This is a genomic window from Microbacterium thalassium, assembly GCF_014208045.1.
GTDB classification, from domain to species: Bacteria; Actinomycetota; Actinomycetes; order Actinomycetales; family Microbacteriaceae; genus Microbacterium; species Microbacterium thalassium.
Genome location: NZ_JACHML010000001.1, coordinates 3,285,998 through 3,307,489 on the forward strand (window position 1 = coordinate 3,285,998; position 21,492 = coordinate 3,307,489).

General features: G+C 71.9%; 25 protein-coding genes. 16 read left to right on the plus strand and 9 right to left on the minus strand.

Annotated features, from left to right (window positions below; genetic code table 11):
* Positions 1–6 precede the first annotated feature (6 nt).
* The 3 genes from HD594_RS15335 to HD594_RS15345 form a co-directional block, all read right to left on the minus strand.
* On the minus strand, positions 7–849 hold the full coding sequence (locus HD594_RS15335; RefSeq protein WP_184751767.1) for a UbiA family prenyltransferase: 843 nt from the start codon (positions 847–849) through the stop codon (positions 7–9).
* A gap of 381 nt (positions 850–1,230) precedes the next feature.
* On the minus strand, positions 1,231–2,298 hold the full coding sequence (locus tag HD594_RS15340; protein ID WP_184751768.1) for a zinc-dependent alcohol dehydrogenase family protein: 1,068 nt from the start codon (positions 2,296–2,298) through the stop codon (positions 1,231–1,233).
* Between the two features lie 50 nt (positions 2,299–2,348).
* Positions 2,349–2,669, minus strand: coding sequence for a hypothetical protein (locus tag HD594_RS15345; protein ID WP_184751769.1), 321 nt, complete (start codon positions 2,667–2,669; stop codon positions 2,349–2,351).
* 263 nt (positions 2,670–2,932) lie between these two features.
* Between HD594_RS15345 and HD594_RS15350 the strand changes: the two genes are divergently transcribed.
* The 5 genes from HD594_RS15350 (at position 2,933) to HD594_RS15370 (ending at position 7,285) form a co-directional block, all read left to right on the plus strand.
* Positions 2,933–3,103: a CsbD family protein gene (locus HD594_RS15350; protein ID WP_184751770.1), complete on the plus strand. Its 171-nt coding sequence runs from the start codon at positions 2,933–2,935 to the stop codon at positions 3,101–3,103.
* Positions 3,104–3,307: 204 nt separating this feature from the next.
* Positions 3,308–4,912 carry an IS1096 element passenger TnpR family protein gene (locus HD594_RS15355; protein ID WP_184751771.1) on the plus strand — a complete coding sequence of 535 codons (1,605 nt, stop codon included), beginning with the start codon at positions 3,308–3,310 and terminating at the stop codon, positions 4,910–4,912.
* A gap of 32 nt (positions 4,913–4,944) precedes the next feature.
* On the plus strand, positions 4,945–5,181 hold the full coding sequence (locus HD594_RS15360) for a FitA-like ribbon-helix-helix domain-containing protein (RefSeq protein ID WP_184751772.1): 237 nt from the start codon (positions 4,945–4,947) through the stop codon (positions 5,179–5,181).
* Positions 5,178–5,570: a type II toxin-antitoxin system VapC family toxin gene (locus HD594_RS15365; RefSeq protein WP_184751773.1), complete on the plus strand. Its 393-nt coding sequence runs from the start codon at positions 5,178–5,180 to the stop codon at positions 5,568–5,570. The genes HD594_RS15360 and HD594_RS15365 overlap by 4 nt, the downstream gene beginning before the upstream one ends.
* Positions 5,571–5,638: 68 nt before the next feature.
* On the plus strand, positions 5,639–7,285 hold the full coding sequence (locus HD594_RS15370) for an HNH endonuclease signature motif containing protein (protein WP_184751774.1): 1,647 nt from the start codon (positions 5,639–5,641) through the stop codon (positions 7,283–7,285).
* A gap of 100 nt (positions 7,286–7,385) precedes the next feature.
* Here the strand turns inward: HD594_RS15370 and HD594_RS15375 are convergent, their stop codons facing one another.
* Together HD594_RS15375 and HD594_RS15380 are read right to left on the minus strand one after the other, a co-directional pair.
* Positions 7,386–7,976, minus strand: coding sequence for a TetR/AcrR family transcriptional regulator (locus HD594_RS15375; protein WP_184751775.1), 591 nt, complete (start codon positions 7,974–7,976; stop codon positions 7,386–7,388).
* Positions 7,960–10,404, minus strand: a complete 2,445-nt coding sequence (locus HD594_RS15380) for a PEP/pyruvate-binding domain-containing protein (RefSeq protein WP_184751777.1) — start codon at positions 10,402–10,404, stop codon at positions 7,960–7,962. The genes HD594_RS15375 and HD594_RS15380 overlap by 17 nt, the downstream gene beginning before the upstream one ends.
* 626 nt (positions 10,405–11,030) lie before the next feature.
* On the opposite strand from HD594_RS15380, the gene HD594_RS15385 reads away from it, so the two are divergent.
* The 5 genes from HD594_RS15385 to HD594_RS15405 all read left to right on the plus strand — a co-directional run bounded on the left by HD594_RS15385 (position 11,031) and on the right by HD594_RS15405 (position 13,749).
* Positions 11,031–11,234 carry a cold-shock protein gene (locus tag HD594_RS15385; protein ID WP_184752936.1) on the plus strand — a complete coding sequence of 68 codons (204 nt, stop codon included), beginning with the start codon at positions 11,031–11,033 and terminating at the stop codon, positions 11,232–11,234.
* 101 nt (positions 11,235–11,335) lie between these two features.
* The gene (locus HD594_RS15390) at positions 11,336–11,653 is read left to right on the plus strand and encodes a hypothetical protein (RefSeq protein ID WP_184751779.1); all 318 of its coding nucleotides are present in this window, start codon (positions 11,336–11,338) and stop codon (positions 11,651–11,653) included.
* A gap of 70 nt (positions 11,654–11,723) precedes the next feature.
* Positions 11,724–12,986 carry an NAD(P)/FAD-dependent oxidoreductase gene (locus tag HD594_RS15395; protein WP_184751781.1) on the plus strand — a complete coding sequence of 421 codons (1,263 nt, stop codon included), beginning with the start codon at positions 11,724–11,726 and terminating at the stop codon, positions 12,984–12,986.
* Positions 12,987–13,180: 194 nt separating this feature from the next.
* A complete protein-coding gene (locus HD594_RS15400; RefSeq protein ID WP_184751783.1) occupies positions 13,181–13,378 on the plus strand; it encodes a type II toxin-antitoxin system VapB family antitoxin in 198 nt (65 codons plus the stop codon).
* The gene (locus tag HD594_RS15405) at positions 13,375–13,749 is read left to right on the plus strand and encodes a type II toxin-antitoxin system VapC family toxin (protein WP_184751785.1); all 375 of its coding nucleotides are present in this window, start codon (positions 13,375–13,377) and stop codon (positions 13,747–13,749) included. The genes HD594_RS15400 and HD594_RS15405 overlap by 4 nt, the downstream gene beginning before the upstream one ends.
* A 46-nt stretch (positions 13,750–13,795) precedes the next feature.
* On the opposite strand, the gene HD594_RS15410 is transcribed toward HD594_RS15405, so the two are convergent.
* Positions 13,796–14,530 (minus strand): aminoglycoside 3'-phosphotransferase, encoded by a 735-nt coding sequence (locus HD594_RS15410; RefSeq protein ID WP_184751787.1) that lies wholly within the window; start codon positions 14,528–14,530, stop codon positions 13,796–13,798.
* A gap of 128 nt (positions 14,531–14,658) precedes the next feature.
* On the opposite strand from HD594_RS15410, the gene HD594_RS15415 reads away from it, so the two are divergent.
* Positions 14,659–14,928 carry a hypothetical protein gene (locus HD594_RS15415; RefSeq protein WP_184751788.1) on the plus strand — a complete coding sequence of 90 codons (270 nt, stop codon included), beginning with the start codon at positions 14,659–14,661 and terminating at the stop codon, positions 14,926–14,928.
* Positions 14,925–15,311: a PIN domain-containing protein gene (locus HD594_RS15420; RefSeq protein WP_184751789.1), complete on the plus strand. Its 387-nt coding sequence runs from the start codon at positions 14,925–14,927 to the stop codon at positions 15,309–15,311. Before HD594_RS15415 ends, HD594_RS15420 begins: the two co-directional genes overlap by 4 nt.
* On the opposite strand, the gene HD594_RS15425 is transcribed toward HD594_RS15420, so the two are convergent.
* Positions 15,312–16,046, minus strand: a complete 735-nt coding sequence (locus tag HD594_RS15425) for a Pr6Pr family membrane protein (RefSeq protein ID WP_184751790.1) — start codon at positions 16,044–16,046, stop codon at positions 15,312–15,314.
* Between the two features lie 344 nt (positions 16,047–16,390).
* Here HD594_RS15425 and HD594_RS15430 point away from each other — a divergent pair, with 344 nt between their 5' ends.
* Positions 16,391–17,371 carry a fatty acid desaturase family protein gene (locus HD594_RS15430; RefSeq protein WP_246414070.1) on the plus strand — a complete coding sequence of 327 codons (981 nt, stop codon included), beginning with the start codon at positions 16,391–16,393 and terminating at the stop codon, positions 17,369–17,371.
* A 366-nt stretch (positions 17,372–17,737) separates the two neighbouring features.
* On the opposite strand, the gene HD594_RS15435 is transcribed toward HD594_RS15430, so the two are convergent.
* Positions 17,738–18,385, minus strand: coding sequence for an NAD(P)H-binding protein (locus HD594_RS15435; RefSeq protein WP_184751791.1), 648 nt, complete (start codon positions 18,383–18,385; stop codon positions 17,738–17,740).
* 187 nt (positions 18,386–18,572) lie between these two features.
* On the minus strand, positions 18,573–19,985 hold the full coding sequence (locus tag HD594_RS15440) for a peroxidase family protein (RefSeq protein WP_221446644.1): 1,413 nt from the start codon (positions 19,983–19,985) through the stop codon (positions 18,573–18,575).
* Positions 19,986–20,134: 149 nt separating this feature from the next.
* Between HD594_RS15440 and HD594_RS15445 the strand changes: the two genes are divergently transcribed.
* The 3 genes from HD594_RS15445 to HD594_RS15455 are packed head-to-tail and all read left to right on the plus strand — an operon-like array spanning position 20,135 to position 21,451.
* A complete protein-coding gene (locus HD594_RS15445; protein ID WP_184751792.1) occupies positions 20,135–20,482 on the plus strand; it encodes an HNH endonuclease in 348 nt (115 codons plus the stop codon).
* Positions 20,483–20,541: 59 nt separating this feature from the next.
* Entirely contained in the window at positions 20,542–20,937 is a 396-nt protein-coding gene (locus tag HD594_RS15450) for a VOC family protein (protein ID WP_184751793.1), read from the plus strand.
* Between the two features lie 43 nt (positions 20,938–20,980).
* Positions 20,981–21,451 carry a putative molybdenum carrier protein gene (locus HD594_RS15455; RefSeq protein ID WP_221446645.1) on the plus strand — a complete coding sequence of 157 codons (471 nt, stop codon included), beginning with the start codon at positions 20,981–20,983 and terminating at the stop codon, positions 21,449–21,451.
* Positions 21,452–21,492 lie beyond the last annotated feature (41 nt).

Below are 21,492 nucleotides of genomic sequence, written 5' to 3' on the forward strand. Positions count from 1 at the left end.
GCGCCCTCAGCCGACGAGCGCGCTGCCGGTGGCGACGAGCTGCGCGGCCAGCAGGAGACCGGCGAGCATCACGAGCCGGAAGAGCGTTCGCGACGGCGAGCGCAGGATTACCAGGACCACCGTGGCGGCCGCCACCGCGGTGACGGCCGCGAAGAACACCCACGAGACCGGCGTGATCGCCGAGAGGTCACCGCCCGCGGAGCCGATCAGCACGGCGGCCGCTCCGGCGACGACCGCCGCGGCGGCGACGACGGTCGACGCGCGCGGGCCCCAACGGTGAGGAAGCCCGCGCACCCCGGTGACGGCGTCGTCGTCGAGGTCGGGGAGAACATTGGTGAGGTGGATGGCGGCACCGAGAGCCGCACCCGCGATCCACGCCCACAGCGGCGCGAAGACGGGCTCCGCGGCGGAGAGCGTCGCGAGACTGGGGAAGATCCCGAAGCTCACCAGGAACGGCACGATCGAGGCGGGGGTCGACTTCAGCCCGGCGTTGTAGGCCCACGCCGAGCCGAGCGCGAGCGCGTGCGCGGCCAGCATCCGCCATCCGAGGACCGCCGAGACGGCGAGCGCGGCCACGAGCAGGAGGAAGGCGGCCGCCCAGACGACCCGGAGCGAGACGTCGCCGCGCGCGATCGGCTTGTCCCGGCGCGCCGTGCGGCGATCGCGCGGCGCGTCGATGGCGTCGTTGGAGATGCCGACCGAGAGCTGTCCGGCGAAGACGGCGACCGCGAGCAGCGCGATGCGCGCGGGGTCGAGTCCGGCCGCCCACCCCAGCGCGAGCGCGAGCGCGGTGACCACCAGCGTCGGCCCCGGGTGCGACGATCCCCACAGCGCGCGGATCGTGCCCATGCCCGATGGTCTCACGGCGCGGTGGACCGCATGCAGCCCGCAGGCATGGGCTGCATGATCAGGCTCCAACCGCGCGAGCGGCGAGAGTCACGGCACAGAGGTCCGGCCGGGTCCGAACTGTCATCGTTCGGGCCCGGCCGGATTCGCGGGTGCGCTGGGTGACGATCCTCCGCGCTCCCGGTTCGAGGAAGTCCGACGGCCACCGCGGCCACATTTCGGATGCCGGCTCCGACGCTGGTGCACGAATGTCCTTCATGGAACGGAGCATGTCTGCGCGGGCGTTTCCGCCGACTCTCCAGCGGCGACCGTCTGGATCTTCCTCTTTGTGTGTCGCCCTGGGGGCGACTTGTTGATGACAGCCTACGCCTGTGGTCAGACCATTTATGTGGGACCAAAGTCCCATGGCGGGGCCGACGGCGAGAACTCGATGACCGTCATCCCCCGCCCTGGCGCGGGCGCGTCCATCGCGGCGAGCGCGGCACCGGCATCCGCCAGGCCGATGACGTCGCCCACCAGCCGCTCGGGGCGAACGGCACCGGATGCGACGAGCTCGAGCATCCCGGCGTAGTCGCGCGCGGCCATGCCGTGCGAGCCGTGGATCTCGAGCTCCTTCGCGATCACCTGGCCCATGGGGACGGCGGGTGCGGCATCCGCTCCCAGCAGCAGGCCGACCTGCACGTGCCGCCCGCGGGGGCGCAGGGACGAGATCGACGCGACCGCCGTCTCGGCCGAGCCGACCGCGTCGAGCGAGACCGCAGCGCCGCCACCGGTCAGTTCGATGATGCGCGATGGGGTGTCGTCGGCCGCTTCCAGGGTCACCTCGGCGCCGAACTCCTGCGCCAGGCTCAGCGCCGCCGGCGAGCGGTCGACGGCGATGACGCGGGCGCCGAGCGCGGACGCGATCATCACGGCCGAGAGGCCGACGCCGCCGCATCCGTAGACCGAGACCCACTCCCCCGCACGCACCGCGCCGTGGACGGTGAGGGCGCGGTACGCCGTCGCGAACCGGCAGCCGAGCGACGCCGCGGCGACGAATCCGAGGCCGTCGGCCAGGTGCACGATGTTGAAGTCGGCGGCGGGGATCGCGACCCGTTCCGCGAACGAGCCGGGCATCGTGAAGCCGGGCTGCTGCTGAGCGGGGCAGATCTGCGCGTCGCCGGCGACACACCACTCGCACGTTCCGCAGCCGCAGACGAACGGCACGGTGACGCGGTCGCCGATGCGGACCGTCGTCACGCTCGGGCCGACCTCGGCGACCACTCCGGCGAACTCGTGGCCGGGGATCTGCGGCAGCGGCACGGGGTCGTGCCCGCGCCACGCGTGCCAGTCGGAGCGGCACACCCCGGTCGCGCGCACCTCGATCACGACGCCGTCGTCGGGGCACACCGGGTCTGCGACCTCGACCAGCGAGGGCTCGGACCCGTACGCGTCGTAGCTGACTGCCTGCACGTTGCGATCGTAGAGCGCCGGTCGGGCCCGGGAGAACGAGCGGATGCTGCTCAGCCTGCGGCGCGGTCCTCGGGGGTCACACGCATCCGTCCTCGGCCGAACGGGAGTGCCGGCGCCCGGTACGTCACCGCGGGCGGATCATCGGGTTCGAGAACGAGGTCGGCCTGACCGAAGCGCCACACCCTGTTGAAGAGGAACACGCCGATGGTCGCCGTGCGATCGGCGGGCAGCTGCCACGTGCCGACGCCCCACTGCACCGGATTGCCGCGACCCTCGACCACGACGGTCGGGCGGACGCCGATGTACAGCGCGAACCACGGTCGGGTGAGCGTCAGCGTGATGCGACGGGTCGCCCCGGACTGCCCCGTCACCGGCGGTCCGCCGAAACCGGGGGCGACACCCGACGAACGGAGCGGATGCCGACGGCGAGGCGGCCTCGCGACGGAGGTCGGTGGAACACGGCGATCACGGTTCCATCCTCACACTTCGCCGGCGGAGCGTTCGGTTCGCGCTGGGACGGGTGGGCACCGGCATCCGCTCCCGGCGCTATCACGCCTGGGCGTGGGATTCCAGCCCCTGGCCGGATCGCCCGACCTGTCGTGTGATGGGTGTTCACCCACGGAAGGAGCACGACATGGGTATGGACGACGACATCAAGCACCACGCAGAAGAAGCCGCCGGCAAGGCGAAGGAGAAGTGGGGCGAGGCGACCGACGACAAGGACCTCGAGCGCGAGGGCGAGGCCGACCAGACGAAGGCGAACCTGAAGCAGGCCGCCGACGACGTCAAGGACGCGTTCAAGTAGGACTGACGCACGTCGCCGCGGACGCGGCACCGCGGGCGGCGGAGCGGATCTCGCTCCGCCGCCCGCTGCTGTATGGGCAGGGTGCGACGCCCGCAATGGCCCGGGGCGGACGCCGCGTCCTCCCCAGCCGGCCGGCTGCTGCGAACTCTGCACAGGAAGACGGCGCCACCGTTCGGCGCACCCGCGGCTTCCTACGGTCGACGCATGCCGACAGCCGCCGTCCGTCACGTGATCCATCTCGAGCTGACCCTCGCCGACCACGACCCCGCCATCGTCCGCGAGGTCGCGATCGATCAGGACCTCACGCTCGCCGATCTGGCCCGCGTCATCCCCGCCCTCTTCCGGGGACCGCTCTGCGAACGCCACGTGTTCGCCTCGTCGCCGGGCAGTCTTCGGTGGTCCCCCCTGCGTCGGCGCTGGGGCGACCGCCGGACGCTCATCGACCTGCGGGATCCGACACTGGTCGACGAAGCGACGGCCCGCATCCGAAGCGTGCTGAGATCCGGCGAGCCGCTGGTCTTCGCGCACACGTGCGACCCGGAGTTCGCCGTCCACATCGCCCCCGGCCGGGACGATGTCGTCCCGGCCGAGCACCCTGCCGTCCGCATCCTTCGCGGCGAGCGCGCGGCACCTCTCACCTGCTCGCGGAGCCCCTTCCACCATGAAGTGCTCCTCGCCGTGCTCGACGACGCAGAGCACCCGTGCTCGCCGGCGCTTCGCGCGAGCCTCGCCGCCGCCGTCGGGCCCTGGGCAGCCTATGACCCGGAGCAGTTCGAACCGGCGGCCGCTCAGGACGCGATCGCGAGCGTGATGGACGAGGAGCGGATGCCGTCGTATGCGGGGCCGCTCGAGATGCTCGTCGCCTCGCTGCCGCACGACGCGCGAGCGGGCCTCCGGACGCACATCGCGTCTGCCGGACTCGAGCTCCCGGCCGTCGTGACCGCCGACGAGGCCGCGCATCTGCTGCGAGAGCTGACCTGGGTGCTGACGGCGGCGACCGGGCCCGGCGTGCCGCTCGCGGACGGCGGCATCTACTCGGCCACGGCCGACGAGGGTGCCGAGCGCCTCGACACCGACCCACGCCACGTGGCCGCGCTCTTCCAGGCGGCCCGCAGCCTTCGGTTCATGTACGTGCGGAGCGGGCGGATCATCACGAAGAAGGCCGTCTGCAAGGCGCTGGGCGATCCCTCGACGCTGTGGAACCTGCTTGCGGATGCCGTGCTCCGCGCCCCGATCTGCCGCGACCACCACGCCCAGTCACTCGTGCTTCTCGCCATCGCCGACGGCAGCGCCGCGGATCCCGCGATCGGGTTCAGCCGTGCCGCGGATGCCTTCGCGATCATCGATGACGCGCACAGCCGAGGTTGGGTGGGTCACTTCGACGACGAGTGGGACGGATGCGATCACCGGTGCGATTGCCCGCGGATCGGCGGTGCGACGTGGCATGACGTCGTCGACGCGGCGATCGAGCACGCCGCCCGCGCTGCCACCAGCGACGGTTCCATGACGCTCGCCGAGCGAAACGTCGACCACCGCGAACTCGCCGGACCACTCGGCTGGAGAAGCGAGCGACGGATGACCACGGCCGCTCCGAGCAGCGCTGATCTCGAGACGGCGTCGGGTCGCAACGAGCCGGTGTTCCTGCGCGAGGCCTCGGACCTCATCCAGCTGCTGTCGATCTTCGGCCTCGCTCGCGATGTCAACGGCGCGTGGTCGGTGCCTCCGACCCTGCGCCAGCTCGCGCGAACCGCTCTGCAGGGCCGGCGACAGGAACGTCGTGCTTCGCGTGCCACTCACCACTTCTTCTGACCGAGGAGTAGATGTGCATGCATAATGAAAGCATGCCGAACGTGCTCATCCGCGACCTCGATCCGCAGGTGCACGCCGCACTGCTCGCGCGGGCCGAGCGAGAGGGACGATCGCTGCAGCAGTTCCTGTCGATCGAACTCGCCAAACTGGCCGCACGGCCGACCTTGGCAGAGCTGTTCGCCGAGATCGAGGCCCGTGACGACGGCATCGATCTCGACCGGGCCGACATCGTCGACGCGATCCGGCGCGGACGCGAGCGGATGCCGTGATCGTCGTCGACGCGTCGGTGCTCGTCGACGCGCTGGCGGGCTCCGACCGCGCCGCGGCTGTGCGGGCGAGACTCGCCGAGGAGGACCTGGCCGTCCCCGACATCGCCGATGTCGAGGTCGCCTCGGCACTGCGGGGACTGGCCCACGCGGGTCGACTGGACGATCGACGGTTGGAGCGCGCGGTCGCCGACCTCGCACGGATGCGACTGCAACGACATCCGTCGTCGCTGCTCATCGGTCGCGCGCTCGACCTGCGCGCGAGTCTCACCCCCTACGACGCCGTCTACGTCGCCCTGGCGGAAGCGCTCGATTGCCCCTTGCTGACCTTCGATGCCCGCATCGCCGCCGCTCCCGGCATCCGCTGCACCGTGGAGGTCCCGGAGGAGTAGACACCACCGCTCACTGGCTACCGTCAGACATTCGAAACAATGTCCGAACCCCCTGCGATGATGGAGCCATGACGAACTCGGATGCCGCACCCGCTGAGGTCGCGGCCGCGCGGTTGCGGCCGGTGCTCTCCGAGGTCGTCGAGATCCGTGCGCAGATCGCCGCGCTGCAGGCTCGTGAGGTGCGGGCGCTCGCTGAGGCGAGTGCCATCGCGCAGGAGTGGGCGGATGCGGCGGCGACCCGCTCCGACGCCGAGCTCGCGCACCGGTCGGTGGCGGCCGACCTCGCCTCTGCCCTGCGGGTCTCCGACCGAACCGTGCAGCGGCAGCTCGGCGACGCGGAACGACTGGTCACCCGGTTCCCCGAGACGGTCGCGTCCCTCGAGCGGGGGCGCATCTCGCTCGCGCACGCGCGCGTCATCGCCGAAGCCGCCGACCGCATCCACCAGCCCGAACTGCTCGCCGAGTACGAGCAGACCATCCTCCCCTACGCCGAGGCCGAGTCCGCGTCGCGGCTGCGTCCGGTCGCGAAGCGTCGCGCGCAGTGGTTCCTCGACGAGACCATCCGCGAACGCCACGCCGCCGCTGCGGCCCAGCGGTCGGTGCGGGTGCATGACCTCGACGACGGCATGGCCGCGCTCGAGGTCGTCGGCCCGGCAGTCGTCATCCACGGCATCTACGACCGCGTCACCCGGATGGCCCGCGACGTGGCGGATGCCGACGCTCAGGCGCTCGCCGACGCCAAAGCCGCGGCGGCGGAGGCCGAACGTGAGGCGAAGGCCGCGGAGCGTGCGGCCGCGGCGGCGGAACGCAGCGAGGCAGCGACGCGCGGCGCGGCAGCGAACGCACGCGACGCCTCGGCCGGCGGCAGTGACGCGTCGGCGCAGGAATCTGACGCCTCTCCGCAGAACCGTGCGGGTGCTGCGGAAGGCCACGAGGCGGATGCCGGCATCGACACACAGGCGCCAGCGCATACCGGCATGCGTGACGACAATGCTGTCGCGCCGAGCGCGCCCGAGCGGGCGCGGCTGCACGCCGACGATGCACGGGAACGCGCCACCCAGGCCCGCACCTCCGCCGACGACCTCGCCGCCGCCCGCCGCACCCTCGACGCACTCCGCGTCGACATCCTCGCCGACCTGCTCCTCGCCTCCGACCCCGCCGCGCACGTCGGAACCCGCGAAACCGGCCTCGGCGCGATCCGCGCGACCGTGCAGGTCACCGTCCCGGTCCTCACCCTCCTCGACTCCCCCGTCGACGACCCGTTCGACGCCGTCACCCTCACCGGCCACGGGCCGATCGACCCCGACACCGCCCGAGAACTCACCGCCGGAGCACCCGGATGGGACCGCATCCTCACCCACCCCATCTCCGGCACCGTCCTCACCGTCGACCGCTACGAACCCACCAAGAGAATGCGGCGACACCTCGCCGTCCGCGACCAACACTGCCGCTTCCCCGGATGCCGCCAATCCACCACCCGCAGCGACCTCGACCACACCCGCGACTGGGCACTCGGCGGACCCACCGACGTCGGCAACCTCGCACACCTGTGTCGAAGGCACCACACCCTCAAACACCACACACCCTGGACCGTCGTCCAGCAACCCGGCGGCATCCTCGAGTGGACGAGCCCGACCGGCCACCGATACCCGTCCCACCCCGCATCCGGCGTCCACTTCGCCACGGACGCCGAGTTCGACCCCGCGCCCTTCTGACCTCGACCCGTTGCGTTGGCGTGAGGCGAGCACGACTGCGCAGTAGTGTGCGGCTCCCCCGGCGGTTGGCATGACGCAGTGAGCACACGTCGGAGCACAGTCACCGCGTCAGCAGCGGCACCGCGACCTCGTCGACGACGCTCACGAGGAACTCGTCGTCGATCGCGCCGCCGCCGGCCAGGAACCGGTGCTGGATCAGCGCGACGGGCGCCTGCATTCGGATCGGTGAGACCTCGGGATCGACCGGCTCACCACGTGCGACGGCGCGCGACAGGATCTCGCGCAGCACGCGCTGGCTGCTGCCGCGGGAGCTGTCGGCGACCGTCGGGGCTTCGGCATCCTGCAGCGACTCCGACACGATCCCCCGCAGCGCTTCGCCGGCCGGCCCCTGCATCTGCTCGGCCATGAACCGGAACGCCGCCAGCAGATCCTCGCGCAGCGTGCTCGGTTCGGGCGGCAGCACGGGGTCGCCGACCAGGCGATACGCCGCCTCGCGCACCAGCTCCGCCTTGCCGGGCCACCGCCGGTAGAGCGAGAACTTGCCCGCACCCGCGCGACGCGCGACGGCATCCATCGTCATCGCCGAGTAGCCGACCTCGGCGAGCTCATCGATCGCCGCGGCGATGATCGCGTCCTCGAGCGCTGCACCTCGGCGACGGGGGCGACTGCGGTGGTCAGTGCCGGGAGTCACCGTCGGCCTCCGCGAAGACAACCCCCAGGTCGCCGTCGACCGTCACGCGCGTTCCCGTCTCGAGCACGCCCGTGCCGTTGCCCGTGCCCATCACCGCGGCGATCCCGTACTCGCGGGCCACGATCGCCGCGTGCGAGGCGAGGCCTCCGTTGTCGACGACGACCGCGGCGGCACGCGCGAACAGCGGCGTCCACGACGGGTTCGTCGCGGGGCACACCAGCACCTCACCGGCCTGCAGCGTCGCGAACTCGTCCGGCCCGTTCACGACCCGCACCGGGCCGGAAGCCCGGCCGCCGCCCCCGCCGACACCGCTCGCAAGCGCCCCCTCGACCGACGCCGCCGCCATCTTCGGGTACAGCGTCGTCGGGGCGATCAGCGGGGATGCCGCGAGCTCGGCGAAAGCAGAGCGCCGGCGCTCGACGATGGCCGCGAGATCGCCGCGCGGGTCGTCGGGACCGGCGAGGCCGCGCAGGTCCTCGAGGGTCAGCAGCCAGATGTCCTCGGGGTCGGCGATGGCCCCGGCATCCGCCAGTCGTCGGCCGAGTTCGAGCACCGCCGTGCGCACGACCGGCATCGTCCGGGTCAGCTCGAAGTGCGTGTCCTCACGCACGGTCACGCCCGCCGACGCCTTGTGCACGAGGCGCCGCACGCGGTCCTCGGAATGCGTGCGCCGGATGAGCGGATGCCGCAGCACCGCGTCGAGTGCCGAAGACGCGGCGTCGGGGTCGGGGCGGCGATCGACGTCATCGTCGAGCAGCACCGCGACCAGCGACAGCAAGGTCTCGGGCGCCTCGGCCCACGTCGGGTCCTTCGGCAGCAGCACGCTCGCCGTCTCTCGATGGCCGTACCGGTCGAGGAAGTCCTCCAGCGCCTCGCGGACGGGCCCGGCCGCCGGGTCGGTCGCGATCAGATCGGCGAGCGCCGCGCCGTCGAGCCCGCGTGCGCGGGCGGCGAGGTCGGGATCCTCGCGAATCAGGTCGGCGATACCGGCGAGCGCGGTGTTCGCCGCCTGCGTCTGCGTCTGCGCGTCGAGGATGAGCGCCGAGAAGCGGTCCTTCCGGCCGAGCAGCGTCAGCAGCATCCGCAGGCGCACCATCGCACCGCCCGCGGCGGGCAGGTACTCGACGCGCAGATCCGTCATGACGTCATCGATGCGGCCGGCGCGCTCGGGGATGCCGAGAAGCTCCGACCACGACGCCTTCTCGACGTCGATCGCGGCGAGAGCAGCCACATCCGCCTGATACTGCGCGAGGCGCGGGTCCGTCGCCCACGCGCGCGGGTCGCGACCCAGCCGGCCGATCGTCCGCAGGAGCCGCTTCGGGACGCGCGGCGTCGGCTCGGGGTTCGGCGGGATGAACTCCTGCACGACGGCGTCCTTCACCGGCAGCACGTCCTTCAGCGAGAACCGCGCACCGGCGATGCCGCCGACCAGGCCCTCGACGTGCGGACCCACGTTCGGGTCGACCCACGCGCTCATCTCCATCGGATCCGGACGGCGCGGCACGAGCTCGAGGATCACCGGGCCGGTGATCCGCTGCCGGCGCGTGAGCTTTCGCGGCGCGGGCGGCAGCGCCGTCATCGGGCGGGCCTGCAGGATCGAGATCCGGTCGTCGACGACAGCCCACTCGATGTCCTGCGGACGCCCGAAGTGCGCGGCGATGCGCCGACCCTGACCCGCCAGGCGCGCGAGCTGCGCGTCGGTGAGGCGTGCGGCATCCGCCCCCTCGACAGTCTCGGTGCCGCCCGCCTCGCTCTCGCGGATCACGGTCTCGGCTCGCCCGGCCCGCCGCTCGAGCACCGTGCCGTCGGACCCGAGCACGGCGTGGTCGGGAGTCACGAGACCCGCGACGACCGCCTCGCCGAGGCCCGGGTTCGAGTCGATCACGATGCGATCGCGCGCGCCGGTTACGGGGTCGGCGGTGAACATGACGCCCGCGAGATCGGCGGGCACCATCCGCTGCACGACCACCGCGATCGCGACCGAAGCGTCGTCGATGCCGAGGCGGGCTCGGTACGCGATCGCACGCTCGGTCCAGAGGGACGCCCAGCACTTCCGGACGGCGTCGAGCAGCTGCGCCTCGCCCTCGATGCCGAGGAACGTGTCCTGCTGGCCGGCGAACGCGGCCCCCGGCAGGTCCTCCGCCGTCGCGCTGGACCGCACCGCCACCCGGCCGCCGCCGAGGGCGGAGTACGAGGCCAGGATGCCGTCGCGCACCGCGTCCGGAACCTCGGGGCCGAGCACCGCGTCAAGCGAGGGGTCGGCGACCGCGGCCACGGCCTTCCGATACGCGTCGGTCGTGACGACGAACCCGTCGGGCACCGCGAAGCCCGCGCGCACGAGCTCCCCCAGGTTCGCGCCCTTTCCGCCCGCGACCGCGAGATCGGCGGCGGTGAGGTCGGAGAGGGGAATGCACGGGGAGTCGGTCATCCGTCCAGCCTAGATAGAGAACGGTGCGTTCACAATATCCGAGGCATCGGGCGGACTCCGGGGTTCCGACCCGAGCCCGCACCCTCTCGAGCCCGCCGTTCCCAGCATCCACCCCTGCCGGACTGCTAGCCTTATGGGGACCCATTCGGGTACGCATGCGTCTTTACCCTCTGCCTCATCGTGGACCTGCAGAACGCCTGACGCCCGACCGTCTCACTGAACGGTTCCACATTCATCACTCGATTCGCGCGCATCGCCGCACCGCCGCGGCGCAGAAGTGCGCCCCAGAAAGACTCTTGACTCTCACAGCATCCGATTCCGTTCGTCCGACCGCGCCCGCGCTCGAGTGGCGACAGGCCGACCACGACGTGTACGTGGGGACGGCCGCCGGCGAGTACGCCGGCTTCGTCGCCGTCACCCCCGACGGGTACGAAGCCCACGGCGCCGTCGGCTCCGACCTGGGGCTTCACGAGACCCGCGACCTCGCCTTCCGGGCGGTCGCGGCATCCGTCACCCGCAAGGCCCCCACCCCTGCGCGCCCCGCGCACCTCAATCGTCCGCTCCGCACACGTCGGAACGGCACCCCCGGCCGCTCGCGCGGCCCCAGCAGAAAAAGGAAAGACACGATGGCCACTGGCACCGTGAAATGGTTCAACACCGAGAAGGGCTACGGCTTCATCGCTCCCGATGACGGCTCGGCCGACCTCTTCGCGCACTTCTCCGCGATCACCGGCTCGGGGTTCAAGAACCTCGAGGAGAACCAGAAGGTCGAATTCGACGCCGAGCGTGGCCCCAAGGGCATGCAGGCGGCGAACATCCGCCCGCTCTGATCTTCGAAGCGGCAGCCCGGGACGATCCGCAGGGGTCGGCCCGGGCTGCCGTGTTCCCGGGTAGCCGGCCCCGGCACCCCGGTGGGTGGTTGACTAGCCGCATGCAGGCGGATCGCACCGACACGGGCGTGGCGACGATCGTCGCCGCGGATGCCGTGGACAAGCTCGTCGCGCTCGACACGATCGCGACGGCCGTCGGCTCGCGCATCGTGGGCGCGGGCACACCGACGCCCACGGTCCCGCTCGCCGACGGCGTGTGGGCGCAGATCGAGATCCCGAAGTTCGGCGAGCCACCGCCGCTCGCGATCGACGTGCACGCGACCGCCGGGCTGGATGCGGCGCGAGCTCACGCGCGGACGCTCGCCGACACGCTGGCGAACGCGACGCCCTGGTCGCTCAGCCTCATGTTCGAGGGCTGAGCGCACACGCCTCGCATGAATGGTGCGGATGCCGCACCGGCCCGTGCGCCCCGCCCCTATCGTGGCGGGTATGGACTCCGCCGACGTGATCGTCGTCGGCGCCGGGCTCGCGGGACTGCGCTGCGCGACCCACCTGGCAGGCGCCGGCCGCGATGTCGTCGTGCTCGAGGCGGAGGATGCTGTCGGCGGGCGGCAGCGCACCGATGAGGTCGACGGGTTCCTGCTCGATCGCGGGTTCCAGGTGCTGAACCCCGCCTACCCCGCCGTGCGCCGCTTCGTCGACATCGACGCGCTCGACCTGCGCTCGTTCCCGGTCGGCGTTCGTGTGCGACGCGAAGACGGGGTCGCCCTGCTCGGCCATCCGTTGCGACATCCCGCGTCGATCGTGCCCACGCTGCACAGCGGGCTCGTCCGGCCCGCGGATGCCGTCGCCCTCGCCCGCTGGGCGGCGCCCGCGCTGCTGCGACCGAAGGCCGTCAAGAGGGGTTCCGATCGCATGCTCCGCGAGGCATGGGATGCCGTCGGTCTGCGCGGACCGCTCCGCCACAAGGTGCTCGAGCCGTTCCTCGCGGGGGTCCTCGCCGACGACACCGGCGCGACCTCCGACGCGTTCGTGCGGCTGCTGGTCCGCATGTTCGCGCTCGGACGACCCGGCGTGCCCGCACGCGGCATCGGCGCGCTGCCGGCCCAACTCGCAGCCGGCGCGGAAGCCGCGGGAGCACGCATCCGCCTCGGCGCGCGGGTCACCGCGGTGACCACCCGCGGCCGGACGGTCGAGGTCGCCGTCGACGGCGGCGACACCCTCCGCGCCGGGGCCGCCGTGGTCGCGGTCGGCCCCGAAGCCGTCGCGTCGCTGGTCGATGTGCCCACGCCCGAGACGCGCGGGCTGCAGACCTGGTGGTTCGACGCGGACGGCGCGGCACCAGCATCCGCGCTGCTGTCGGTCGACGGGCGGCGGCGCGGACCCGTCGTGAACACCGTGGTCATGTCGCGCACGGCGCCGTCGTACGCGCCGCAGGGCCATCACCTCGTCGAGGCGACGTGCCTGCTACCGGCCGGGTCTCCTGCCACACCGACCGAGCCGCAGGTGCGCGCCCACCTGACCGAGATCTGGGGAGCGGATGCCGCCGGCTGGCGCCTGCTGCGCCGGGACGACATCCCCCACGCGCTGCCCGCGCAGCGCCCGCCGTTGCGCCTGAGGCATCCCGCCCGCGTCGCCGACCGCGTGTACGTGGCGGGCGACCACCGCGACACCGCGTCGATCCAGGGCGCGCTCGTGTCGGGCGACAGGGTTGGGCGGACCGTGCTCGAGGATCTCATCCACCGCCGGTGACCCAGGGCGCGCCCCCGCTCCTCCCCAATCCTTCGGATGAATGGCGCCTGACCGGAATCGTCGGCAACCGCCTACGCGCCCGCGCGATCTGCCACCGTCATGGGCATCGGAAGCAGTTGTCGAACGAGACTGTTGGGCATACGAGGGAACACCATATGATGCACTCATTGATGCATACTCGAGGAGGTGATGAGATGCGCACCACCGTCACCATCGACGACGAACTGATCGCCCGGGCCGCCGCTCTCACGGGGATCAGCGAGCGCTCGACCCTCGTCCGACGAGCATTCGAGGCGCTCGTGCAGCAGGAGAGCGCGCGCCGGCTGGCCCTGCTCGGCGGCTCCGATCCGAGCGCCGCGGCGGCTCCCCGCGCACGCCCCGACGTCGCGTGATCCTCGTCGACACCGCGGTCTGGATCGATCACCTGCACCGCAGCGAGCCCGTGCTGGAAACACTCCTCCACGCGAACAACGTCTGCGTGCATCCGCTCGTGATCGCCGAGCTCGCCCTCGGGAGGATCGCCCACCGCGACGAGGTGATCGAACACCTGCACCGGATGCCGCGCGCGGCCGGCGCGACGGATGCGGAACTCCTGGCATTCATCGAATCCCGCGACCTCGCCGGCCGCGGGCTCAGCGCCGTCGACGCACACCTGCTCGCCTCGGCGACGCTCACACCCGGCACGTCACTGTGGACGAGAGATCGACGGCTGGCCGAGGCTGCACGCGGACTCGGCGTCGGTTGGCAGGCGCCCTCGACCTGATCGATCGGCGCGCGTGCTCGAGCCGAAACCCGATCTCGGCCCGGCCCTACGTCGCCTCCCACAGCCGCTGGTAGTACCGCATCCGCACCGCGTCGAACGGCACGCCGTAGGCCGCGACCAGCGCCTCCTCCCACCCGGGGCCGTAGTTCCAGCCGGTGCTGAGCGCGGCCACCGCGATGTCGGCCCACCGGTCGCCGACGCCGAGCGCGCCGAGATCGACGTGCGCTGTCCAGGCGCCGGCATCCGAGATGAGCGTGTTGGGCGCGCACGCGTCGCCGTGGCACACCACCAGGCGGTCGACCGACGGCGGAGAGCGCACGTCGTCGGGCACCTGGATGCCGCGGGCGGCGGCATCCGCGATCCTCTGTTCCACACCCCACTGGAACGGGCACTCGCCGACCGGCAGGCTGTCGTGCAGCGCGCGCAGACCCGCGCCGATCGCGCGCACGGCCGTGGCGGGGTCCGCGATCCAGCGGGGCGACACCGCGCTTTCGCCCTGCAGGCCCACGGTCACGAGCCACTCGTGCGTGGCGTCGCTCCCGGCCTCGAGCACCCGCGGCACGGGCGTGAACCGCGCCGCCCAGCGCAGCCGCTCAGCCTCGTCGGCCATGCTCGTCTCGGGATCGTGCGGGCCGTACTTGATGAAGCGGATACCGGCGGCATCCGCCGCCTGGAACGTCAGCCCGCCGTAGTCGTTGCGCCAGGCCGGCACCAGCTCGGCGTCACCCGCGAGCCGCCGCACCCGTGCGGGGACGGCCAGGTCGGGGGCGGGAATGCTCATGGGCATCATCATGCCGGGAGACACCGGCGGTCAGGTCCGGTCCGGTTGCCGCCGGCATCGACGGAATGCCTTCACCGCGGCCGATCGCACCGGTGCCGCACTCGCTCATCCGGTGCTACACTCCCCGCATGCCGACCACACGTCCACGTCACACCGTCACCGAGACGGACGACGTGGCGCGCGCGCTGGACGCGGCATCCCGTCAATGGCCCGAGCTCCGCGACGATCGCGCCGCGCTGCTGCGACGTCTGATCGCACGCGGCCACGAGAGCCTGAACGCCTGCGGCGCCGAAGAGCTCACGCGTCGGCGTGCGGCGCTCGCCGCGCTGAGCGGCAGCATGACGGGCGACTTCCCCGAGGACTACCGCGAGAGCCTGCGACGCGAGTGGCCCGAGTGATCGTCCTCGATGCGAGCGTCGCGATCGCGCTGCTCGACCGAGCGGATGCGCACCACGAAGCATCCGTCACGCTGCTGCGCGACCACCTCGGTGATCGGCTCGCGATCAGCACCCTCACTCTGGCCGAGGTGCTCGTGCGGCCGGCGCGGGTGGGCGATGCCGATCGCGTCGAATCCGGGTTGCGTGCACTCGGGGTCTCGACCCTGCCGCTCGCCGCACATGATGCCCTCGCCCTCGCCCGCACGCGCGCCGCGACAGGGCTGCGCATGCCGGATGCCGTCGTCGTGCACACGGCGCAAGCCGCGGACGCCGCGATCGCCACCGCCGATCGGACTCTCGCCGACGCGGCCCGGCGCCGCGGACTCGCGGTGCTCGAGGCGTAGCTACGCGGGCACGCGGACGTCGGGCTCGGCTGTGCCGTCGGGTGCCGCATCCGCTCCCCGGTCGTCGTCGCCCTGCGCGATGCGCCCGAGCGCCCGATCGACCGCCACGATGACGAACCCGACCGTCTCGAGCGCGATCGTCAGCGCCAGGATCCACACCGCGACCCCGCCGAACCCGAGCGTGTCGAGGTTCATGAACGGGTATGGGTAGCGGGCACCGGACCCGAACTCGCCGCCGAGCGCGCCGAAGGTGAACGCGAACGCGAGATACCCGAGCGGGATCAGCGCCCACAGCAGCGGGTCGCGCCACATCATGCGCCCCTTCGGGGTGAACAGTAGCCAGTCGAGCACCACGAGCAGCGGCATCGCGACATGGACGAGCGTGTCGGTGAAGGTGTACGGCACGTACCCGCCGCCGTCGGCGAGGGTCGGCACGAGCACGATCGTGTACACCAGCATCGTCACCGTGACGGCCATGAGCACGGCGCCGTGGAACTCCGGCGACGGATTCGAGACCCCTCGCGGACCGCGACGGACCAGGTCGACCACGGTTGCGACGAGGACGGCCGTCATCCACGCGAGCGCGAGCACGTTGCTCAGCCCCGTGAAGTACAGCAGCTTGTACCAGCTCGGGTCGGGCGTGAACAGGTCGAGCAGACGGACGACGCCGGTCGCGATCAGCGCGACGGCGACCACGCGATACGCCAGGGCGACGGGGCGGTACGGGATGGTCACCGTTCGAGCCTAGGCGCGCGGGCGGATGCCGGGGCCGCACGACGCCGAACCGCGCCCCAACGGCATCGACGACCCTGAGCGACTGCACCGGAAAGCCTGGGAATCGACCCATATTCCGCTCACGCCATACAGCACCCCCTAGCCTGGCACCAGCGATCGGCACCCGCCTTTGGCTCCGCAACGGCCACAGCGGTCACGATCGAATCCGGGGTATCCCCATCTCTTCCACCGCCCTCGAGCCTCGGCTCGGTCCCGTCCGTCAGACCTACGCCGGCACGAAGGACTTCCCGCCCATCACCCGGGCGTACACCGACGTCGCGCAGATCGTTCGCGAGACCGGCCTGATGCGGCGGACGCCGTGGTTCTACGGCTCCGTCGGCATCGCGATCGCGCTCGCGTTCGGCGGCGTCGTCACCGGGTTCGTGCTGCTCGGCGACAGCTGGTTCCAGCTGCTCATGGCCGGCGCGCTCGGCATCCTCTTCACCCAGGTCGCGTTCCTGTCGCACGAGGCTGCGCACCGGCAGATCCTCGCCTCCGGCCCCGCCAACGACAAGCTCGCGCGCCTCCTCGGCAACGGCGTCGTCGGGATGAGCTACTCGTGGTGGGCGAACAAGCACACGCGTCATCACGCCAACCCGAACCGGGTCGGCAAGGACCCCGACATCGAGATCGACACGATCTCGTTCCTCGACACGGATGCCGCGAGTGCGCGCGGCCTGCGGCGCCTCATCACGAAGCGGCAGGGATGGCTGTTCTTCCCCCTGCTGACGCTCGAGGGCCTCAATCTGCACTTCCTCGCCGTCAAGCACCTCGTCAGCCCGCACCCGGTCAAGGGCCGGTTCATCGAGCTCGGTCTGCTGGTCGCCCGCTTCGCGATCTTCGTGGTGCCGGTCTTCGTGTTCCTGCCGCTCGGCATGGCCTTCGCGTTCCTGGGGGTGCAGCTCGCCGTCTTCGGCGTCTACATGGGCGCCTCGTTCGCGCCGAACCACAAGGGCATGCCGGTCATCGCGCCCGACGCCAAGCTCGACTTCTTCAGCAAGCAGGTGCGCACCTCCCGCAACATCCGCGGCGGCTGGTGGGCGACGTGGCTCATGGGCGGACTGAACTACCAGATCGAGCACCACCTCTTCCCGAGCATGGCGCGCCCGCACCTGGCCAAGGCCCGCGAGATCGTCATCGATCAGTGCCGGCACCTCGACGTGCCCTACGCCGAGACATCGCTATGGCGCTCGTACGGCATCGTGATCGCGTACCTGAACCGGGTCGGGCTGGCCGCACGCGATCCGTTCGACTGCCCCATCACGGCGACCTATCGAAAGGTGTGACGCCCCGCCGTACCGGGAGTCACGAAGCGCGCGGCACGCGCACCGACGCGGTCGCCACGACGCGGGACGTCGCGCGGGAACGGCCGAACCGCACCCTCGGGTATGACCCGCGTGCGCACAGCGCACGGCCGACAGTCGGCCGAAACGGTCTCGCGACGCAATCCGTACCGACGGAGCAGCGCGCACCGGGCCGACAACGCTGGAACGTATGTCGGAGGGGGCGTCGGGTCGGGCGCAGCCCGGCCGAGCAGGGAGTCGACGCGCCGACGATGCCGGGCGGGCTCCCCCTGTCACCCTGGGGGGAAGGTGACAGGAAACAGTCTACCAAGTGTGGTCAGACCACACCTGGCAGTTTCCTTCGAACGGTCAGCCGGCGATGGCCGCGGCGATCGGCTCGTCCCCCGCGTTGAAGCGGATCGTGCGGCGGATGGTCGTGTCGTCCGCGATGACGGCGGCGATCACGGCGGCCACATCGCCGCGCGGCACCGACGCCGAACTCTCGGCGTCGACATCGATACGCCCGGTGGGCGCGTCGAGGGTGAGGGAACTCGGCGCGACGATCGTCCACGCGAGGCCGCTGTCGCGCAGGTGCGCGTCCGCCGCCGCCTTCGCCTCGGCGTACGCGAAGAACGAATGCCCGGGCGGCACGCCGTGGTCGGGCCGCGCTCCGAAGTACGACACCATGACGTAGCGGTCCACACCGGCGGCCGCGGCGGCGTCCATCGAGCGGACCGCGGCATCCCGGTCCACGGCGTAGGTGCGCGCCGGGTTTCCTCCGCCCGCGCCCGCGGACCACACCACGACATCGTGCCCGCGCATCAGCTCCGCGAGCTGGTCGACGTCCATCGACTCGACGTCGGCGACCGCCGCGGTCGCCCCGGTCGCCTCGACATCGGACGTGTGCTCGGGATTGCGGATCACCGCCGTCACGATGTCGCCGCGCTCGGCCAGCAGCGGTTCGAGCAGCAGCGCGACCTTGCCGTGGCCGCCGATGATCAGGATGCGTGCGGACATGGGTGCTCCTCTCGCCTGCGCCTCCACACTATGCGCGTCGCGACGGCGCGGGGCCGCCGGAGGGCGCGTCGCGACGGCACGGGGCCGCCGGAGGGCGCGCGCCAGGCGGCGCCGCCGGCCTCTCGAACCGAGCGGCGCCGCGCGTCGCCGTCGCGATGCGACCCGCGGGCCGCAGCCGGTCAGCCGGTCAGACGGTGCAGATCTTGCCCAGCGTGTTCCACTCCTCGCGCGGGCCCCAGTTCCGGTTCGCCCCGAGGAACGAGGTGTCGTCGAGCTCGAGCAGCCCGATGATCGTCTCGGCGACGATGGTGGCGCCGACCGGCCCCAGCCCCTCGCCCTCCTTGGTGCTGCCGTCCGGCTCGGCGCGGCCGATCACCTCCGCCTCGGCGAGGATGTAGAGCCACAGCGGGATGCCGTATTCGGACAGCTTCGGGCTGAGCGTTGCCACCTTCTTCGTCACCTTCTCGATCTGCGCCGGGTCGCACGCCATCGCCTCGGCCACCTGCTCGCCGCCCGGCAGCTTGAACGCGTTCCCCCGCAGCAGGTTGCGCGTCGCCAGCGACGCCTCGCCCGTCGTCACGAACGGGAGCTTGAGCAGATCGCCCGCGAGCTTCGTGTCGAGCTTCTGTGCTCGCGCCACGGAGTGCGCCGCGGGCGTGTCGATCAGTTCGTCCCAGTCGACGATGCCCGCCGGATTGCTCAGCGGAGCGAAGCCGCGTCCCAGCGTCGGACCGAACAGTTCGAGATCGCTCGCGCCCTGCTGCACCTGGACCTTCATCGGGATCATCGAGTGCCCGAAGCGGTACGCCGCCACCGAGAACTCGACGGGGATGTAGGGGACGTCCGGGCGGTAGTGCTTCCTGCCGCTCCCGAGGATCCGATCGACCACCGGCTTGCCGCACACCGCCGTGAGCAGGTCGTTGACCACGGCCCACTGGTAGTGCCACGTGCACACGCGGCGAGCGTGCTCGTACAGCTCGCTGCCCGCGTACCCCTCTTCGGCGTGCAGGGTGTCGCACACATGGTTGTGGAACCGGATGATCGCGAGCTGCAGCTGGCTGACGACGCGGTTCTCGTCGTTGCGCGGGTCGCCGATCATCGCGCGGCCGTTCGGACCGCGCAGCAGGTCCTCGGCGAACTGCCCGCCCTGGCCGGGGTTGTCGGCGCCGGTGAGCAGCTTCGCTCCCGCGGAGGCGCCCGCCTGGTCGTACATGTACGGCTGCGCCTCGGGCCCGCTGCCGTAGATGCAGTCGAGGTCGAGCACCGGCGTGCGCACGTTCGCGATCTCGCCGGGCTGATCGATCACCGAGTCGAACGTGGTGGTGGTGTCGAGCGTGATGTCGTGATCGACGAACTGCCCGAAGAAGATGACGCCGGCGGCGACCGAGTCGGTCCGGTCGTTCAGCGACTTGCCGTCCATCGGGCCCTTGCTCTTGCCGATGTCGCTCAGGATGTGCGCCGGCACGTACGCGGCCGGCAGGTTCGGGAACATGCGTCCGAAACGGTCGTCGCGCTGCCCGCCGGCCGTGTGGTCGTGGTGGTGATAGAAGCGCCCGATCCCCTCGAGCTTCTTCATTCCGTGGTGTTCGACGTCTGACATGTCAGTCCCCCCAGAGGCTGAGTCGACGTGGCATGGGACCGCCCCAGCCACACCGATGAAGAGCGCGGCGCGGCGCGATCTGATACGCCGCCGGCGATGTCCGGGCGCGGTGCCGCGGCTCCCGCGTCCGCTCCCGGTAGCGTGCGAGCATGGCCGTTCGACAGACCCGCAAGGCGCGGGCGGCGCGACGCCGGTCTCGCCGGGTCGCGGCATCCGGGAGCGACCTGACGGATGCCGACTGGCGCCGCATCCTCGACGCGTGGGCATGCTGCGCGTACTGCGGTGGCGACGGCGCGGCGCTGCAGAAGGACTGCGTCCTGCCGATCTCGCGCGGCGGGCGCTACACGCTCGAGAACGTCGTGCCCGCGTGCCGGTCGTGCAACGCGAGCAAGTGCAACGACGAGGTCACCTCGTGGATGCGCCGGCGCCGGCTCGACGAGCCGGCGTTCCTGCTGCGCTGGGCGACGATCATGACCGAGCTGCGGGCCGACGCGTAGGCCCGCGAGCCGCCGGACCCCCCTCCCGCCTGTCGGCGGTCGCCCCTAGGTTGGGTGCCATGACCGGACTGACGCCGTATCTGCACTTCCCCGGCACCGCGCGCGCCGCGCTCACGTTCTATCGGGACGTGTTCGGCGGCGACCTCGTCCTCAACACCTACGGCGACTTCGGGCGCGACGACGGCCCCGCCGACGCGATCGCGCACGGCATGCTGAACGGCCCCGTGACCCTGTTCGCAGCCGATGCCGGGCCGGGCGACACGCCCCTCAAGCTCGAGGGCGTCATGTTCTCCCTCCTCGGCACGGCCGAGCCCGACACGCTCGGCGGATGGTTCGCCGCACTGTCGGACGGCGGCACCGTCATCGACCCGCTGCAGCTGCGCCCGTGGGGCGACCACGACGGGCAGGTCGCCGACCGCTTCGGCGTCACGTGGCTGATCGGCTACGAGGGCTGATCGGCGCCGCGCACCGATCTCGATCCACGCCGATCGCCAAGCCGTGCCGACCATCGAGCGGATCCGCAGCGGCGGCCAGACCGGGGCCGATCGCGGCGCGCTGGACGCCGCGCGCGATGCCGGCATCCCGATCACCGGCTGGTGCCCGCGCGGCGGATGGGCCGAGGACGCGCCCGATCCCCCGGGTGTGCGCGCCGCGTACCCGGAGTTGACCGAGACCGACACCGACGACCCGGCCGACCGGACGATCCGCAACGTGCGCGACGCCGACGCGACCCTGATCGTCGTCCCCGCGGAGGCATGGCATTCGCCCGGCACCGACCTCACGCGGCAGGCCGCGCTCCGGCTCGGGCGCCCCGTGCTCACGCTCGCCGACGACGACCTCGCCCCGGTCACGGCCTGGCTCGAAACCGTCGGATGCCGCGAGCTCAACGTCGCCGGCCCCCGCGAGAGCCAAGCCCCAGGCATCCACGCGCGCACCCGCGAGGTCGTCCGACGCCTGCTCCGGGAGTGAGGCCCCGCGCCGCCGCCCGCCGGGCCGCCGGCGCCGCACGG

Bases quoted from the DNA above. Each gene is read 5' to 3' on its own strand.
- HD594_RS15360 (WP_184751772.1), top strand. From the start codon at position 4,945: ATGCCGAACGTGCTCATCCGCGACCTCGATCCGCAGGTGCACGCCGCA.
- HD594_RS15415 (WP_184751788.1), top strand. From the start codon at position 14,659: ATGCCGACCACACGTCCACGTCACACCGTCACCGAGACGGACGACGTG.
- HD594_RS15390 (WP_184751779.1), top strand. From the start codon at position 11,336: ATGCAGGCGGATCGCACCGACACGGGCGTGGCGACGATCGTCGCCGCG.
- HD594_RS15355 (WP_184751771.1), top strand. From the start codon at position 3,308: ATGCCGACAGCCGCCGTCCGTCACGTGATCCATCTCGAGCTGACCCTC.
- HD594_RS15335 (WP_184751767.1), bottom strand. From the start codon at position 849: ATGGGCACGATCCGCGCGCTGTGGGGATCGTCGCACCCGGGGCCGACG.
- HD594_RS15350 (WP_184751770.1), top strand. From the start codon at position 2,933: ATGGGTATGGACGACGACATCAAGCACCACGCAGAAGAAGCCGCCGGC.
- HD594_RS15410 (WP_184751787.1), bottom strand. From the start codon at position 14,530: ATGAGCATTCCCGCCCCCGACCTGGCCGTCCCCGCACGGGTGCGGCGG.
- HD594_RS15430 (WP_246414070.1), top strand. From the start codon at position 16,391: ATGCGGCGGACGCCGTGGTTCTACGGCTCCGTCGGCATCGCGATCGCG.
- HD594_RS15435 (WP_184751791.1), bottom strand. From the start codon at position 18,385: ATGTCCGCACGCATCCTGATCATCGGCGGCCACGGCAAGGTCGCGCTG.
- HD594_RS15440 (WP_221446644.1), bottom strand. From the start codon at position 19,985: ATGTCAGACGTCGAACACCACGGAATGAAGAAGCTCGAGGGGATCGGG.
- HD594_RS15395 (WP_184751781.1), top strand. From the start codon at position 11,724: ATGGACTCCGCCGACGTGATCGTCGTCGGCGCCGGGCTCGCGGGACTG.
- HD594_RS15370 (WP_184751774.1), top strand. From the start codon at position 5,639: ATGACGAACTCGGATGCCGCACCCGCTGAGGTCGCGGCCGCGCGGTTG.
- HD594_RS15385 (WP_184752936.1), top strand. From the start codon at position 11,031: ATGGCCACTGGCACCGTGAAATGGTTCAACACCGAGAAGGGCTACGGC.
- HD594_RS15380 (WP_184751777.1), bottom strand. From the start codon at position 10,404: ATGACCGACTCCCCGTGCATTCCCCTCTCCGACCTCACCGCCGCCGAT.
- HD594_RS15450 (WP_184751793.1), top strand. From the start codon at position 20,542: ATGACCGGACTGACGCCGTATCTGCACTTCCCCGGCACCGCGCGCGCC.
- HD594_RS15400 (WP_184751783.1), top strand. From the start codon at position 13,181: ATGCGCACCACCGTCACCATCGACGACGAACTGATCGCCCGGGCCGCC.
- HD594_RS15445 (WP_184751792.1), top strand. From the start codon at position 20,135: ATGGCCGTTCGACAGACCCGCAAGGCGCGGGCGGCGCGACGCCGGTCT.